Origin of the sequence: Microbacterium sp. AK031 (assembly GCF_024807145.1) — a bacterium.
Taxonomy (GTDB): Bacteria; Actinomycetota; Actinomycetes; order Actinomycetales; family Microbacteriaceae; genus Microbacterium.
The window spans coordinates 42,970-59,027 of sequence record NZ_JANUCA010000009.1 but is presented as its reverse complement, the minus strand read 5'-3'; the positions used below and the strand labels follow the sequence as shown (position 1 = coordinate 59,027).

Annotated in this window: 16 protein-coding genes; 6 read left to right on the top strand and 10 right to left on the bottom strand. The window is 66.7% G+C overall.

Annotated features, from left to right (window positions below; all coding sequences use genetic code 11):
- Positions 1-126: 126 nt before the first annotated feature.
- Genes rdgB through murI form a run of 3 tightly spaced genes read right to left on the bottom strand, consistent with a single transcriptional unit; the run spans position 127 to position 2,319 of the window.
- Complete coding sequence (gene rdgB / locus HDC95_RS15315; protein ID WP_259064496.1) at positions 127-720, bottom strand: RdgB/HAM1 family non-canonical purine NTP pyrophosphatase; 594 nt, start codon at positions 718-720, stop codon at positions 127-129.
- The gene (rph, locus tag HDC95_RS15310) at positions 720-1,457 is read right to left on the bottom strand and encodes a ribonuclease PH (RefSeq protein ID WP_259064495.1); all 738 of its coding nucleotides are present in this window, start codon (positions 1,455-1,457) and stop codon (positions 720-722) included. Before rph ends, rdgB begins: the two co-directional genes overlap by 1 nt.
- Entirely contained in the window at positions 1,450-2,319 is an 870-nt protein-coding gene (gene murI, locus HDC95_RS15305; protein WP_259064494.1) for a glutamate racemase, read from the bottom strand. Before murI ends, rph begins: the two co-directional genes overlap by 8 nt.
- 62 nt (positions 2,320-2,381) lie before the next feature.
- Here murI and HDC95_RS15300 point away from each other — a divergent pair, with 62 nt between their 5' ends.
- Positions 2,382-3,707, top strand: coding sequence for a nicotinate phosphoribosyltransferase (locus tag HDC95_RS15300; RefSeq protein WP_259064493.1), 1,326 nt, complete (start codon positions 2,382-2,384; stop codon positions 3,705-3,707).
- Positions 3,708-3,731: 24 nt separating this feature from the next.
- Here the strand turns inward: HDC95_RS15300 and HDC95_RS15295 are convergent, their stop codons facing one another.
- From HDC95_RS15295 to HDC95_RS16845, 3 genes are read right to left on the bottom strand one after another with little or no spacing between them, the layout of a single operon-like run.
- The gene (locus tag HDC95_RS15295) at positions 3,732-3,998 is read right to left on the bottom strand and encodes a DUF3039 domain-containing protein (protein WP_033106861.1); all 267 of its coding nucleotides are present in this window, start codon (positions 3,996-3,998) and stop codon (positions 3,732-3,734) included.
- A 50-nt stretch (positions 3,999-4,048) separates the two neighbouring features.
- Positions 4,049-5,578 (bottom strand): hypothetical protein, encoded by a 1,530-nt coding sequence (locus HDC95_RS15290; protein ID WP_259064492.1) that lies wholly within the window; start codon positions 5,576-5,578, stop codon positions 4,049-4,051.
- Between the two features lie 11 nt (positions 5,579-5,589).
- On the bottom strand, positions 5,590-7,380 hold the full coding sequence (locus HDC95_RS16845) for an ABC transporter ATP-binding protein (protein WP_310503271.1): 1,791 nt from the start codon (positions 7,378-7,380) through the stop codon (positions 5,590-5,592).
- 235 nt (positions 7,381-7,615) lie between these two features.
- On the opposite strand from HDC95_RS16845, the gene HDC95_RS15280 reads away from it, so the two are divergent.
- From HDC95_RS15280 to HDC95_RS15260, 5 genes are all read left to right on the top strand, one after another.
- A complete protein-coding gene (locus HDC95_RS15280) occupies positions 7,616-8,308 on the top strand; it encodes a phosphocholine cytidylyltransferase family protein (RefSeq protein ID WP_259064491.1) in 693 nt (230 codons plus the stop codon).
- Positions 8,309-8,389: 81 nt separating this feature from the next.
- Complete coding sequence (locus HDC95_RS15275) at positions 8,390-9,337, top strand: hypothetical protein (protein ID WP_259064490.1); 948 nt, start codon at positions 8,390-8,392, stop codon at positions 9,335-9,337.
- Between the two features lie 75 nt (positions 9,338-9,412).
- Positions 9,413-9,718: a hypothetical protein gene (locus tag HDC95_RS15270; RefSeq protein ID WP_259064489.1), complete on the top strand. Its 306-nt coding sequence runs from the start codon at positions 9,413-9,415 to the stop codon at positions 9,716-9,718.
- Positions 9,719-9,836: 118 nt separating this feature from the next.
- Positions 9,837-11,432: an acyl-CoA carboxylase subunit beta gene (locus tag HDC95_RS15265; protein WP_259064592.1), complete on the top strand. Its 1,596-nt coding sequence runs from the start codon at positions 9,837-9,839 to the stop codon at positions 11,430-11,432.
- Entirely contained in the window at positions 11,429-11,650 is a 222-nt protein-coding gene (locus HDC95_RS15260; protein WP_259064488.1) for an acyl-CoA carboxylase subunit epsilon, read from the top strand. Before HDC95_RS15265 ends, HDC95_RS15260 begins: the two co-directional genes overlap by 4 nt.
- A 258-nt stretch (positions 11,651-11,908) precedes the next feature.
- Here the strand turns inward: HDC95_RS15260 and HDC95_RS15255 are convergent, their stop codons facing one another.
- Genes HDC95_RS15255 through HDC95_RS15240 form a run of 4 tightly spaced genes read right to left on the bottom strand, consistent with a single transcriptional unit; the run spans position 11,909 to position 16,055 of the window.
- Positions 11,909-12,943 carry a hypothetical protein gene (locus HDC95_RS15255; protein WP_259064487.1) on the bottom strand — a complete coding sequence of 345 codons (1,035 nt, stop codon included), beginning with the start codon at positions 12,941-12,943 and terminating at the stop codon, positions 11,909-11,911.
- Positions 12,940-14,175: a sensor histidine kinase gene (locus HDC95_RS15250; RefSeq protein ID WP_259064486.1), complete on the bottom strand. Its 1,236-nt coding sequence runs from the start codon at positions 14,173-14,175 to the stop codon at positions 12,940-12,942. Before HDC95_RS15250 ends, HDC95_RS15255 begins: the two co-directional genes overlap by 4 nt.
- A complete protein-coding gene (locus tag HDC95_RS15245) occupies positions 14,165-14,827 on the bottom strand; it encodes a response regulator transcription factor (RefSeq protein ID WP_259064485.1) in 663 nt (220 codons plus the stop codon). Before HDC95_RS15245 ends, HDC95_RS15250 begins: the two co-directional genes overlap by 11 nt.
- 28 nt (positions 14,828-14,855) lie before the next feature.
- Entirely contained in the window at positions 14,856-16,055 is a 1,200-nt protein-coding gene (locus tag HDC95_RS15240; protein ID WP_259064484.1) for a class I SAM-dependent RNA methyltransferase, read from the bottom strand.
- Between the last annotated feature and the right edge of the window lie 3 nt (positions 16,056-16,058).

Here is a 16,058-nt window from a genome sequence, read left to right as displayed (position 1 = left end):
GTAACGATTCTCAGTAGTGCGCGAGTGCCGCGGTAGCGGCGGTCCGGGCATGATTCCCAGAAGAGTTTCCCTGGTTTCCGTCCGGCGAAACCCGCGAAATCCTTCTGGGATGGCCTCCGGCGCCGGCTACAGGACCTGAAGCAGCGGGATCAACGCCTGGAAGGCGCGGGCGCGGTGCGACTGCGACTGCTTCTCCTCGTCGGAGAATTCTCCTACCGACCGCTCAGCGCCGTTTTGCCCGTCAGGGATGAAGATCGGGTCGTACCCGAATCCGCCGCCACCAGCGACCTCACGGGCCAGGCGGCCCGGCCAGACGCCAGCGACCGTGTGCTCGGTGCCGTCCGGGGTCACCAGCGCGATGGTCGACACGAACTGTGCGGCGCGGTGCGGGTCAGCGATGTCGGTGAGCTGGTCGAGCAGCAGATCGAGGTTCGCCTGCGCGTCCTTCTTCTGGCCCGCCCAGTATGCGGAGAAGATGCCCGGCGACCCACCGAGCACATCGACACAGATGCCAGAGTCGTCTGCCATGGCGGCGAGACCGGTGTGGGCGGCTGCGGCGCGGGCCTTGAGCAGGGCGTTCTCCGCGAACGTCACGCCATCCTCGACCGGCTCGGGGCCGTCATAGCCGACGACCTCCAGGTCGGGCCGGGTCATCGCGAGAATCTGCTGGAACTCTGCGATCTTGTGCGGGTTGTGCGTGGCGAGGACGACCTTCACCATCACTCGCCTGCCAGAGCCTTCAGCTGATGCCCCTTCAGCGTCTCGCAGCCGGCAAGACCGAGCTCCAGCAGCGCATCGAGTTCACGCTTGTCGAACGGCGCGCCTTCGGCCGTCCCCTGCACCTCGACGAACAGCCCGCGGCCGGTGACGACGATGTTCATGTCGGTCTCAGCACGAACGTCTTCGACGTATGGCAGATCGAGCATGGGTGTGCCGTCGATGATCCCCACCGAGATCGCAGAGACCGAGTCGAGCAGCGGCGTCGCGTTCTTGCCGATGAACTTCTTCTGACGCCCCCATTCGATCGCATCCGCGAGCGCGACGTACGCACCGGTGATCGCCGCCGTGCGCGTGCCGCCGTCAGCCTGCAGCACGTCGCAGTCGATCACGATGGTGTTCTCGCCGAGAGCCTTGGTGTCGACGACGGCACGGAGGGCTCGGCCGATCAGACGTGAGATCTCGTGCGTCCGCCCGCCGATGCGCCCCTTGACGCTCTCGCGGTCGTTGCGGCTGTTCGTCGCGCGCGGCAGCATCGCGTACTCGGCGGTCACCCACCCCTTGCCCTTGCCGGTCAGCCAGCGCGGCACGCCGTTCGTGAAGGATGCCGTGCACAGCACCTTGGTGCCGCCGAAGCTGATCAGCGCCGATCCCTCGGCCTGCGCACTCCATCCGCGCTCGATGGTGATCTCGCGGAGCTGGTCTGTGGAGCGGCCGTCGGCGCGGACGATGTCAGTCATGAAGTTCCTTCGGGTTGGAGATACCGGCCTCAGCCAGTTCGGAGAGGTCGGGGAGGGTAATCACGCCGGTCTGCACGTGCTGTACATCGCGCACCTCGCGGCCCATGAGCCGATTGGCGAGCGCGGTGAACTCCTCGGTGGATTCACCGGTGGCCTCATAGACGGCAGTGGCCACGGCATCCGGTGGCGCGAGCAGGTCGCCGCGTACCAGCTGTCGGTACACATCGCCGGCCGTCTCGTCGTCGCTGGAGACGAGACTGACGCCGTCGCCCATCACGTAGCCGATCGCGCCGCGCAGGAATGGGTAGTGCGTGCATCCGAGCACGAGGGTGTCGACGTCGGCGTCGCGGAGCGGGGCGAGGTACTCCTCAGCCACGGCGAGCACCTCTTCGGTGCCGGTGATCCCGGCTTCGACGAACTCGACGAAACGCGGGCATGCGGCGGTGAACACGGAAAGGCGCTCGTTGACCTCGAGCATGTCCTGGTAGGCGCGCGAACCGATCGTGCCGACCGTGCCGATGACGCCGATGCGGTTGTTGCGCGTGGTCGAGACCGCGCGGCGCACCGCGGGTCCGATCACTTCGATGACGGGGACGTCGTAGCGCTCCCTCGCGTCGCGAAGCATCGCGGCGGATGCCGTATTGCATGCGATCACGAGCATCTTCACGCCCTGGTCGACAAGAGTGTCGAGCACTTCGAGTGAGTAACGGCGCACGTCGGCGATGGGCTTGGGCCCGTAGGGCGAATGAGCGGTGTCGCCGATGTACACGAACGATTCTCTCGGCAGTTGGGCACGGATCGCGCGAGCCACCGTGAGCCCGCCGACACCGGAGTCGAAGATTCCGATCGGCGCGTCATTCATGACTATCGAGCCTACCCGCGCCGTCGGCGCGACGCACTCGCCACGCTCACTAAGCTGAGCGCATGACCTCGTCGACGGCGCTGCTCACCGACCGATACGAACTCACGATGCTGGGAGCCGCGCTGCGCGATGGCACCGCAGCGCGGCCCAGCGTCTTCGAGCTGTTCTCCAGGCGGCTCTCCGGCGGACGGCGCTTCGGAGTCGTGGCCGGCACAGGGCGTCTGCTCTCGCTGATGCGCCAGTTCCGCTTCGGCGACGAAGAGCTGCGGTTCCTGCACGACGGCGGGGTCGTGGATTCCGAGACGCTGAAGTACCTCGAGAACTATCGATTCACCGGTTCCGTGCACGGCTATCGCGAGGGGGAACTGTACTTTCCCGGCTCCCCGATCCTCACCGTCGAGGGCACATTCGCGGATGCCGTGGTGCTGGAGACCCTCGCATTGAGCGTCCTCAACCACGACTCGGCCGTCGCGACCGCGGCCTCGCGGATGAGCATGGCCGCTGGTGAACGCCCACTGGCGGAGATGGGCTCGCGGCGAGCCGCTGAGATGTCTGCGGTCGCCGCGGCTCGAGCCGCGTTCATCGCCGGGTTCAGCTCGACGAGCAACCTCGAGGCCGGACGGCAGTGGGGGATCCCGACCATGGGCACGGCCGCGCATTCATGGACGCTCCTGCACGACACGGAGGAAGACGCCTTCCGCGCGCAGGTCGACAGCCTCGGCACAAGCACCACGCTGCTCGTGGACACCTACGACATCCGCACCGGCGTCGAGACCGCCATCCGCGTCGCCGGCACCGAACTCGGCGGCGTGCGACTCGACTCCGGTGACCTCCCGACGGTCGCCGCCGCTGTGCGCACGCAGCTCGACGAGCTCGGCGCGACCGGCACCAAGATCACAGTCACGAGCGACCTCGATGAGTACGCGATCGCCTCCCTGGCGGCGTCACCCGTCGACTTCTACGGCGTCGGGACCTCGGTGGTGACCGGGTCCGGCTATCCGACGGCGGGCATGGTCTACAAGCTCGTCGCCCGCCAGGATCCGTCAGGCTCCTGGGTCGGTGTCGCGAAGGCATCGACAGATAAGGCCTCCAAAGGCGGTCGAAAGGCAGCCTTCCGCACGCTGCGTGACGGTGTCGCCGTTGCGGAGACCGTTGTCGTCTCAGATGGATTCGAGGAGATCAGCACCGCGTCAGAGCATCCGGATTCCCGCCCGCTGCAGGTCCTGCTCGTCGACGGCGGCGACATCGACGGCGCTAACGAGGGCGCGGAGGGAACAGCATCCGCTCGCGAGCACCACATGCGAGTCCGCGAGGAGATGCCGGTGCGCGCGCTCGCGCTGAGCAAGTCCGATCCTGCGATCCCGACGGTGTTCGTCGACGCGGAATAGATCGAGACGGAACCTCGAGTCCGGTCAGTTGACCATCGACTCGTAGATCTCCTTGCAGGTGGGGCAGATCGGGAACTTCTCCGGGTCGCGACCCGGTGTCCATTTCTTGCCGCACAGGGCGCGCACGGGCTTTCCGGAGATCGCCGACTCGAGGATCTTGTCCTTCTTCACGTAATGCGAGAAGCGCTCGTGGTCGCCCGGCTCGAGGTTCTCTTCGTTGAGAAGTTCTTCCAGTTCGCGATCAAGCGTTGCCACGCCGCCCTGATCGGGGCTGTCCAGCGGAGTACTCATAGCGGTGAGTCTAATCGCCCCGAGGCCCGTGCGGGGCGCGGATCGTACGATCATGCGGTCTCGACGAACTCCATGAGTCGCGCCCCGCCGCGGTCGTAGATGCGTCCGCCGGTGAACGCGCCGAGAGTGAGGACGATGACGCCGGTGCCCAGGCCCACCCAGAACGTCAACGGGTTGTAGACCCCGTCCGTGATGATCGTCATGATGAACAGCCAGAGGGTCGGGGCGCAGACGACCAAAGTGCCGATGAAGGCAGCGGCGGGGCCGAAAGAGCCACGGGATGCCGATCGCTGCGGCTGCTGGAACGGGCTGTCTCCCGGTCGCGAGACGGCATATGGCGAGACGACGGACGAGATGCTGGACAGGCCCAGGCCTGAGAGGAACAGGCTGGCCGCGAGGCCGATCATCGGAAGCAGCAGGTACCAGCTCTCGATGAGAGCGAGAGTCAGCGGGATCGCGATCGCGAGCACGGGAATCGCCACCAGTGCGATCGGAACGAGCCGGCCGAAGCGGTCCGGCAGCCCGCGCACGCCGCTGGCGACGTGCGTCCAGAACGCTGTGGAGTCGTACGCCACATCATTGTGCGGCAGCCAGCCGAAGAAGAGGGCCATGAGCGGCACAGGAACGAGGGCCGCGATGTACAGCGGCACGCCTGCGACGAGCAGCGGGAAGACCGTGAGGATTCCGGCGATGGGGACGACGATGATGTTCACGATGTAGCGGCGATCGCGCAGCCAGTACACGAGGCTCCGCGCGGCGATCGCACCGAAGGCGTTGCTTGGCAGCAGCGCGAACCAGCCGAGTCCCGCGCGCTCGCGCGACGCGGCCGGTCGCTCGGTGGTCGTGAGCAGTCGACGTACGACCCACGACCATGTCAGCCATAGGGCCGCCACTGTCACGACGGCGACGATTCCGCTGATCCACGCGCCGACGACGTCTCCGGCGGCGATCGCGAACGGGAACGCGGGAATCGCAGCGAACGGCGTGAAGCCGACGACCGTGGTCGCTATCGCCACGGGACTGGGCACTGCGCCGTCCCACTCCAGCGATGCGAGGAACACCGCGACAGGAAAGGCCACGACGACGACCGCGAGTGCGAACAGTGCCGTGAGCTCTCGCGAACGCCGCTCCGGCAGCAGCAATGCGCTCAGCGACATCCCGATGCGAGCGGCGAGCGCAGATGCGACGACGACGAGAAGCGACACGAGCACCGCCGTGATCCACGGCGCCCCCAGCTGCACGGCCAGGATCACGATGCACACGCCGACGGCGAGCAGGGCGAACGAGGGCACGCTGACCAGCGAGGCGAGAGCGAGGATCCACGGCATATGCCGTTCGTCGACACCGAAGACGGTGAACCGGCGCGGGTCGAGCTGATCCACCGCTCCCGTGAGGATCGGTCCGATCAGGAATCCGAGCAGAACGGCGGTGCCGCCGAGAACGATCACGGCACGCGCGACGGCGAGCGGTGCGTCGGCGAGACTCAGCACGGCTATGCAGACCGCCACGGTCACGATCACCACCGCGGCGAGCCCGAGCAGAGTGCGCAGTGCTCGGCCGCCGCGAAGGACACCGAGCATCAGCGTCAGCCTCAGTCGGAGAACGTGTGCAACCACTCGAGACCCTCCACCTCTCCGATACCGCCGGAGAGCTCGACGAATCGCGCCTCGAGCGACTGACCTGCGCGAACCTCGTCGATCGTCCCCTCCGCGAGCACGTCACCGCCGACGATGATCGCCACCCGCGAGCACACCCGTTCGACAAGGTCCATGCCGTGACTAGACAGGATGACCGTGCCCCCGTGCGCGACGTACGCGCGCAGTATGTCGAGGATCACTGCGGATGAGACCGGATCGACGGCCTCGAACGGCTCATCGAGCACGAGAACGCGCGGCGAATGGATCATGGCACCTGCGAGCATGATCTTCTTCGTCATGCCAGCCGAGTAATCGGAGACGACACGATTCAGTGCGTCGGCGAGATCGAACGCGCGGGCGAGATCTGCTGTGCGCTTGTCGATCACGTCGGATGCCAGCCCGCGCAGCAGACCGTAGTAATGCAGCAGCTGCCGTCCGGTGAGGCGATCGAATGTACGCAGCCGATCGGGAAGCACACCCATCAGTCGCTTGGCGCCGAGTGCATCTTCGGTCTGGTCGATTCCGCAGACCACCACCTGACCCGAGGACGCACGGAGGAGTCCTGCCAGGATCGACAACGTGGTCGTCTTTCCCGCGCCGTTCGGTCCGACGATGCCGTAGAACGAGCCGGCCGGAACCGTGAGGTCGATGCCGTTCACCGCACGCTGGTCGCCGAAGTCCTTGACGAGGTCGCGAAGGATGACGGCGTGCTGCGCGAATGCCGGCGCAGTGACCGTGTCATCGGCCGGGGCGGGGATGACCTCGGGATCGCTCGTCTCGGCGTCGACGGATGTGTCGGTATCGGGAGCTGCGGGCGCTGCGGGCTCAGCCTCGGGCACGGCTGCAGCCGCAGGCTCCGCCGATTCAGCAATCGGCTGGACAGCCTCAGGGCGAGTGATCGACTCAGCCTCGGCCAGCTCTGCAGCGCGGAGCTCGGTGAAGAGGACGTCTTCGGCGACAGCAGCCTGTACCGATGGCTCGATCTCGACAGCCGGCGACGCAACCGTCTCGGAGGTCGGCGCGGCAGCGTCGGCAGCGACGACGGGCTTGGGCCGCGTCGACGGGCCCGCTCCGCGCGGCTTCGTCGTCCGCGGTTTCGTCGTCGGTTTCGTCGCCGTGGTCTTGTTCGCCGTCGTGCGCTTGGCCGCCGGCTTGCGAGATGACGTCTTGGGTGCGGTCGCGTCTGGCTCGTCCGTCACCGCTTGCGGTGTTTCCTGCGCACCTGTGTCGACAGCGGCGCGAGCCCTCTCGGCCGCTTCCTCAGCGGCGGCCTTCGCCTCGGCGTCCTTCGCGGCAGCCGACTTCCCCGCTGCCGCCTTCGCCGCGGCGGCCTTCGCTGCGGCCGCCTTCGCCGCCGCTGCCTTCGCCGCTGCCGTCTTGGTCGCGGTCTTGGTCGCCGCGGAACGAGCGGCAGCCGACTTCGCCGCTGCGGTCTTCGCCGCGGTGGTCCGTGCGGCAGCTGTCTTCGCGGCTGCGGCCTTGGCCTCGCCCGACTTCACTGCCGCCGCCTTCTCTGCCATCGTCTTGGCGGCCGCCGTCTTCGGCGCAGCTGCTGCCGTCGACTTCGCCGCTGTGCTCTTCGTCTTCGCCGCTGTGCTCTTCGTCTTCACCGCTGTGCTCTTCGCCTTCGCCGCCGCCGTCTTCGCCGGAGGTGTCTTCGCCGGAGGCGTCTTCGCCGAGCCTTCGATGGGGGTGGCCGTCACGTCGTCCGGCCGATCGGCGTGGTCATCTGGAGAAGCAGTCACCGTCCTACGGTATCAATGGGACTGGACATTCCGAGGGTCCAGCGAAACAATTCAGTCAGGGCCTGGTTCCCACGACGTTCGACCTGTGCGTCAGGTGTGTACTCGATCACGAAACGGCAACGGCGGCGACCTGACCCGGGCGTTCACAGGGTGCATCGCTAACATGAAAACGGCACGAAGAAGTGTCTGGTCGGTGAACCGACCGTGAACACAGATTTCTCTTTAAGGAGTATTCGTGACTCTTCAGACCGTCATTCTTGCCGCCGGCATGGGCTCGCGCCTCGGCCGCGCCCTTCCTAAGCCGCTGACCGAGCTCAGCGACGGACGCACGATCATGCAGCAGCAGCACGAGAACATCCGTGCCGCTTTCGGCAGCGACGCCCGCATCACCGCCGTCGTCGGGTACCGGGCCGAGACGATCATCGAGGCGTTCCCGCACGTGAACTACGTGCACAACGAGCGTTACGACGAGACCAACACCTCCAAGAGCCTGCTGCGCGCACTCAACGTCACGGGTAAGAGTGGCGTGCTCTGGATGAACGGCGACGTGGTCTTCGACCCCCGCATCCTGGGGCGCGCGATCGAGTTCATCGAGCGCGACCAGTCCTTCGTCACGGTCAACACGTCCAAGGTGAGCGACGAAGAGGTCAAGTACACCGTCACCGCAGAGGGCTTCATCAACGAGCTGTCGAAGACCGTCAAGGGCGGCCTCGGTGAGGCTGTCGGAATCAACTACATCTCGTCCGCGAACAAGAAGGCGTTCATTCGTCAGCTGCAGCGCGTCGAGGACCAGGACTACTTCGAGCGCGGCCTCGAGCTGGCGATCGCAGAAGACGGTCTGCTGCTCGAGCCGATGGACGTCTCGGACCTGTACGCCGTCGAGGTCGACTTCGCCGAAGACCTCGAGCGGGCGAATCTGTTCGTCTGACCTTCGATCTCCAGAGAGCCGCGCCCTTCCGAAGTGCGCGGCTCTCTGCTTTCTCCCTGCCGTCGTATCTAAGATCGTGCTGTGGCTAAGAAGGTGCACAAGATACATTCCCTCCCAGACGACTCCGCCTGGGAGAAGAGCGTCCCGCCCGTGGGCTCGGACGAGCATCCGGCCGCGGTGCGCGGTCTTGATCGAGTGCTCGCGATTCAGCGCCCGCTCGTGCTGGCTCACATCCGCAGCATCCGACTGCGCAATCCGCAGGCCACGCCCGATCAGCTCGTGCGCATTCTCGAGCGCCGGTATCTCGCGGCCGTCACCACGGGTGGCGCGGCGGTCGGAGCGACAGCTGTCGTCCCCGGTATCGGAACCGGTATCACGCTGGCGCTCTCAGGAGTGGAGACCGTCGGATTCGTGGAGTCGACAGCGCTGTTCGCCCAGTCGCTCGCGGAGGTTCATGGCATCGCGATCGAGAATCCCGATCGCGCGCGGGCGCTGGTGATGACGCTGATGCTCGGCAAGGAGGGCGTCGACCTGGTCGGCCAGCTCGCGAGGCAGGCCACGGACCGCGGAACGAGCCGTTCATCGTACTGGGGCGAGCTCGTGACCAAGTCGCTCCCCCGTGCGGCGGTGGGTCCTGTCGTGGACCGGCTCAAGACGATGTTCGTCAGGCATTTCGCGGCGGCAGGCGGCGCGTCCTTCCTCGGCAAGGCGCTGCCGTTCGGCGTCGGAGCTGCGGTCGGCGGTGCGGGCAACCACCTCCTCGGCAGGCGCGTGCTCACCACGTCGCGTCGCGCGTTCGGCGTGGCACCGGCGGCACTACCTGCCGAGCTCGAGCCCGTGACGGGTACCGAGAAGATCGAGACTCGGATGCTGCGCGGAGCGCGGTACGCCGGGTCTGCTGTGGCCGGCGCTGCCGGGACAGTGGCCCGGGGTGCAGGGTGGGTCGGTCACAAGGTCAGCGACCTCACGCATCGCAATCGCAAGGCACTCGGCGCAGGCGACTCCGTCTCCACCGACTCCGATATCTGAGCATTCCCCACCGATCATGGATGCGGCCGGCTGAGCCGGACCAAGGCGTCGGATGCCGCTCCTACCGTCAGGGTCATGTTGAGACCCGTCGATCCGAACGAATTGCCGCCGCCGCCTGCGTACCGCGTGCCCTGGCGGGTGATGCGGGCCGACGCGACTCATCCGATCGTCGTCAACGATGGCCGGGAGGCCGCAGACTTCGTACGCGTGTTCCGCGACAGCGGTGACATTATCGCGCGCACGCAACTGTGGGGTCAGGTGCTGCCGACCGAGGAGATCGAACTGTGCCTGTGCGCAACTGATCCGGATGAGACGGTGATCACGGTCGCATGGTTCCGCCCCGTCGACGGATTGGAGTACGTGTGGCGATTCGTCTTGTGATGGGTACGGCTGCGCCCTCGGCATGAACACGGCGCACTGGCAGCCAGCCACTCTCACCAAAGGATCGACCAACCCGTTGTGGCGAGCATCCAACGTGACCCCGCTCCCCGCCGCTAGTGTGGAATCCGTGACGGACACCCCTGACCTCTCCACGACCGCCGGCAAGATCGCCGACCTCCGCGCGCGCTACAGCGAAGCAGTGGTCGACGCCGAGACGAAGGCGAAGGAGAAGCAGCACGCCAAAGGCAAGATGACCGCCCGCGAGCGCATCGAACTGCTCGTCGACCCCGGCAGCTTCGTCGAATTCGACGAGTACGTGCGCCACCGCACCACCTCCTTCGGCATGGACCGCAATCGCCCGTATGGCGACTCGGTCGTCACCGGCATCGGCACCATCCACGGCCGCACCGTCGCCGTCTACTCCCAAGACTTCACCACCTTCGGCGGCTCCCTCGGCGAGGTGTCCGGCGACAAGATCATCAAGATCATGGAGTACGCACTCCAAGGCGGCATCCCGGTCATCGGCATCCTCGACTCCGGCGGCGCCCGCATCCAAGAAGGCGTGCTCGCCCTCAGCAAGTACGGCGAGATCTTCCGCCTGAACACGCGCTCCTCCGGCGTCATCCCGCAGATCTCGATCATCATGGGCCCGGCCGCCGGCGGCGCCGTCTACGGCCCCGCCCTCACCGACTTCGTCATCATGGTCGACAAAACCAGCCAGATGTTCGTCACCGGCCCCGACGTCATCAAGACCGTCACCGGCGAAGACGTCGGCATGGAAGAACTCGGCGGCGCCCTCACCCACAACACCCGCTCGGGCGTCGCGCACTACCTCGCTGAAGACGAGGACGACGCGATCGATTATGCGCGCACGCTGCTCGGCTTCCTGCCCGACAACAACATGGCCGAGATCCCCGGTTATGAAAGCGACTTCGAATGGGAGACCACGGATGCTGATCGCACACTGAATACGATCATCCCCGACTCCGCCAACCAGCCCTACGACATCCACACGGTCATCGACCACGTCATCGACGATGACTTCCTCGAAGTGCAGCCGCTGTTCGCCCCGAACATCGTCATCGGCTTCGGCCGCGTCGAAGGGCGCTCGGTCGGCATCATCGCCAACCAGCCATCGCAGATGGCAGGAACGCTGAACATCGAAGCCGGAGAGAAGGCCAGCCGTTTCGTGCGCTTCTGCGACGCCTTCTCGATCCCGATCGTCACTCTCGTCGACGTGCCCGGCTATCTTCCCGGCACCGACCAGGAGTGGACGGGCGTCATCCGGCGTGGCGCGAAGCTCATCTACGCCTACGCTGAGGCGACTGTGCCGCTGGTCACCGTGATCCTCCGCAAGGCCTACGGCGGCGCCTATATCGTCATGGGCTCCAAGCAGCTCGGCGCAGACGTCAACCTCGCATGGCCCACGGCCGAGATCGCCGTCATGGGCGGCCAGGGTGCGGTCAACATCCTCTACCGCGGCGAGATCAAGAAGGCGGAAGAGGCCGGCGAAGACGTCAAAGCGGTCCGCACCCGCCTCGCGAATGAGTACACCTACAGCGTCACCTCACCGTTCCTCGCCGCAGAACGCGGTGAGATCGACGGCATCATCGAACCTGCGAACACGCGCGTCTCGATCGCCAAGGCGCTGAGATCGCTCCGCGGCAAGCGCAGTGACCTTCCGCCGAAGAAGCACGGGAACATCCCGCTGTGACCGCACCGGACCAACCCTCAGCCGACGTGCGGATCATCCGCGGCGCCGCCAGCGAAGAAGAGCTCGCTGCACTCGTGGCCGTCGTCAGCGACGCCTACAGCACCGAGACGGCGGATGCTGTCGCCGAGGAACCGCGGATCTCAGCGTGGCAGCGCACCCGACGTCCGCTGCGCACGCCGCTACGCCGCGACATCCCCTGGGGACGTTTCTCGGGCTGAGCTCCGCGCTTGCAGGGAGGACGAATCCTTGTCCCCCAAAATACCTACAGACAACGTGCACGCACCGCAGCAGAATTAGATCAACGCTTCGCGTTCGGTCGGTCTCTTTGCCCCAGGGTAGGCAGACGGTGATCGACCACCTGCGGTCAGTTTTCGGGTAACTGCATCGCACCTGGCGAGGGGCGGGCGGCTTCGCCGCCCCTCGCCCATCTAAAAGCTTGCCCATCTCAAAGCTTCGGACTTCTCGACTCGGAGTTCTCAGTCGCTGCTGCTGGCGCGCGCGGCATCCGTTGCGGATTCTCGCGGAATCTCGTGCCACAGCCCGACAGAGTCCTCATCCGACGAATCGCCCGAACCGGAGCGGCCCACTACCGTCACGGCGGTCTGCGGATCACGCGCCGCACGGATGATCACCCGACCCGCCTCGGCGCTCCTGAGGACACGAGCAAGCTCGTCGCGGATCTGCGTCCGGCGATCCTCATCCAGCTCATCCAGACCGCCCTCATCGAAGACGGTCACCGTCGCCCCGCGCAGCCGCGCCTGCTGGATCGCGTCGCGCACCGCGTCATTGAGCAGGCTCGCGCCTCGCAGTTCGTCGCGCAACCGCCCCTCAGCGAGTCGCGCCTCCAGGCGCTCCTCATCCGTGAGACGCCCATGAGCCGCAACGGTCCTGGTGAGCACCGGGCCTGCGACTCCGAGAGCGTACTTCACGCGGACACGGCGCTCACGCTGGCGCACGAGCTGAGTCGCGTGCCATGCCGATACCGCCTGCTGGATATCCGCCAGATGCTCGGTGTCGCGCACCGCACGGTCCCAGAACAGAACGAGGAGCTGCGCCACGACCGTCCACATCATCGAGCCGACCAACCCCAACTCGAGCGACACCATCGGACCGAGGCAGACAGTCGACGAGACGGTGAGCGCTGCGAGCACCAGCCACCCGGCGATGATGCGTCTGCGGACGATGCACACGACAGCGAGCAGCCCCAGAGCACCGATGTACCATGTCGCGAACGGAGCCGTCCGGTATGCGAGCGGCATGGATCCGCTCGCCATGAAGGGGATCAGCGCAGCGGCGACGACTGCGACGGCAGCCCACCACCGCGGCAGCTGCGGGCCCTTCGGCATCTCGAGCAGCACCGTCGCCACCATGACGACCAGATACAGGAGGATCGCCGCCACCATGAGCAGCGGAACGGCGGGCTGCACTGTCCACCACACGGCTCGCGCCGCGAAGTACACGGCGAAGCCGACCGCGAGCGAGGTCGCGACGCTACGGACAGAGCGGTTCATTCGCGCATCCACCCCAGAACGACAGTGGTGCCGCCGTCGTCGGAATCGATCGTGGCAGTGCCCGCGACGCCCGCCATCCGCGCGACGATGGATGCACGGATGCCGAGCCGGTCCTCACCGATCGCGTCGATGTCGAAACCATCGCCGGCATCCGTCACCGTCACTGTGAGCCCCTCGTCGTCGCGTCCTTCCACGATGAGGTGCAGCCCCCTGCCGTGAGCGTGGGTGACCGCGTTGCCGATCGCCTGCCGCCCGGCCAGCACCACAGCGCGAGCGACGCGACCGGGAACGAGGCCAGCAGATCCGCGCTCTTCGACGATCGCATCCGCCCCGAGCTCCGACAGCGCTCTGCGCATCTCGATGACGATCTGCGCCGTGCCCACCGGCTCATCGCTGCCTTCGTGCGCCACCGCTGCCTCCGTATTGGCGAGGCGCGTCAGAGCCTCTCGTGCCATGGCTACGGCCAGGTCACGCGCGCGATCGGTGTCGGCCCGCTCGGCCGCGATCAGGGCCGCGAGCACGCTGTCGTGCATGAGCGCCGCCATGGCCACGCGCTCCTCCTCCGCCGCGGCGGCGGCAGCGGCACCCGCGTATGAGGCGACAGCTCGCCCGCGCGCATCATCGACACCGGCAGCGACGGAGCGGAACATCCATCCGAGGGAGAGGATGACCACGCCGAGGATCAGCGTGAATGAGACATCGAACGCCGTGCTCGTCCAGAACGATCCGGTGAACTCGCCCTCAACGAGGCGTACGTACCCGTACACGAGAGGAACACAGATGGCCCAGATCATCTGAATGCGGACGGGGAACGCGAGCATCGCCGCCGCCACACCGACGTTCACCAGGAAGAAGATCCACGGCTGGTTGATCGCTCGATGATCGCCGGCGCCCACCGTGAGCGGCCAGATCGCCAGTGCCACCAGATAGACGACGGCGAAGGCCCCTGAGGTCAGCCGCGCCCCGCGGCCGACCACACACGCGACCAGCATCGCGATCAACGGGATGTACACGATGACCAGCAGGACGACATGAACGGCAGAGCTCCCAGCCGACATGCTTCCGACAGCGGCGAACATCGCCTGCGTCCCCAGCGCAGCGGAGCCGATGGCCACGACCGTTGCGAGGATGCGCTCCATCCGCTTCCCGGTGAAGCGTTCGAACGCTGTATCTGCAGTGCCCGGCGACGGAATCCGACTCCAGGCGTCCCCGAGGACGGTGTCAGCCGACATTCGTGGCCCCGTCGGCCGCCACGATTCCGTCCTCCATCGCGCGGCGCAGCAGGTCGACCTTGGTCGGTGCTGGCCGACCGACCTCGACGTACTTCACCCGCACACGGGTGATGTTCTCCTTCGCCGTGGAATATGCGACGCCGAGCCGCTCAGCCACGACCTTCAGCGGCAATCCGGCGGCATACAGGCGCAGCACCTCACGCTCACGGACCGACAGCTGCGCGTCCGCGAAAGCGCGGTCGCCCTCGACAGCGCTCGCCCATTCGACGTTGTTGAGCGCTTCGCCACGTGCAACCGTGCGGATCGCATCGAGCACGTCATCCAACGCGGAGGATTTACTCACGACACCGGCGGCACCGGCGGCGAGCGCTTCACGCACCGCAGCAGGGCGATCGGCGACGCTGTGGATCACGACGCTGGCACCGTCCGCGACGAGAGTGCCCACGTTCTCGGTCACCGTGGTGCCGTCTCCGAGCGTGAGATCGAGCACGACGACATCAGCCGGAGCGGAGCTCGTCGCGGCGCGCCAGCCGAGATACGAGCCGACCGTGCTGCCGGAGAAGACGACCGTCTGTGCACCGTCGCGCTCGCATGCGAGCTCGAGCCCGAGACGAACGGACTCGTGATCATCGATGAGTGCGACCCTGCTCATGGCTCCACCCTATCGATCGGCTGAGAACTCACCGGCTGAGCAGCGCGATGACCTCGAAATGATGCGAGTGCGGGAACAGGTCAAACCCCTGCAGAGACTCGACGTTCCAGCCGAGACCACGGAATGTGCCGAGATCGCGGGCCAGAGCCACCGGATCGCAGGCGACATAGACGATCGCATCGGGGTTGAGGGCGTGCACGCCCTCCACGACGACGCGTCCTGCACCCGCGCGCGGCGGATCCAGCACGACGGCGCCTGCCTGCATTCCCGATGGAAGCCCAGTCAGATAGCGATCGACGCGGTCGGTGACGGCGGCGACGTCGAACGGGTCGAGATTGTGCTTCGCGTGCTCGGTCGCGCGGCTGCTCGATTCCACCGTGACGAGGTCGGTCGCTCCCAGCTCTGCGAGCGAGGCGGCGAAGAGCCCCACCCCGCCGTACAGGTCGAGGTGCGTCTTGGCAGGATCGATGCGGCCCTCGAGGACCGAGCGCACCGCGGTGTCGAGCGTGTCGGCGGCGCGGGCGTGAACCTGCCAGAACCCGTCGACGTCCACACGGAAGGTGCGCTCCCCCACCTGCTCCTTGATGACCTCGGATGCCGGACGCTTGCCTCGGGCCGGGCGGCGGATGACGTGCACCTTGCCGTCTGCGTCCTGCACGAGGTCGATGCGACCGGGCTTGGCGTTGCGCAAGGAGAGCGCCTCGGCCGCGACGCGGCGACGTGCCAGCGGATGCGACTGCACTGGGATCACCCGGTGGCTGCGTGCCGCGAAGGGTCCGACCACGCCGTCATCGTCCACATGCAGCGAGACGCGGGTGCGCCAGCCGGTGCCATCGCTGTCGTCGATCGGCATGATCTCAGGGGCTTCGAGACCGGAGCCGGCGAACTTGTCGAGCGCCTCGGTGAGCACCTGACGCTTGAGCGTGCGCTGATGCGCGAGGTCGATGTGTCCGAGATCCGCGCCTCCGGCCCGGTCCGCCGGCTCACGCGAGACGTCGGCTTCCTTCCACACATGCGGCCGGCGATGCGGCGATTCCTCGAGCACCTCGATCGTCTCGGCCCGCCAGAACGACGACTTCGCACCATCGGTCACGCGGGCACGAACGCGCTCACCGGGAACGGCATCCGAGACGAACACCACACGACCTTCGTGACGGGCGATGAAGGTGCCACCGTGCGCGATACCGGTGATGTCGAGGTCGAGCGTCTGGCCCGCAGAAGAAGTCATCCC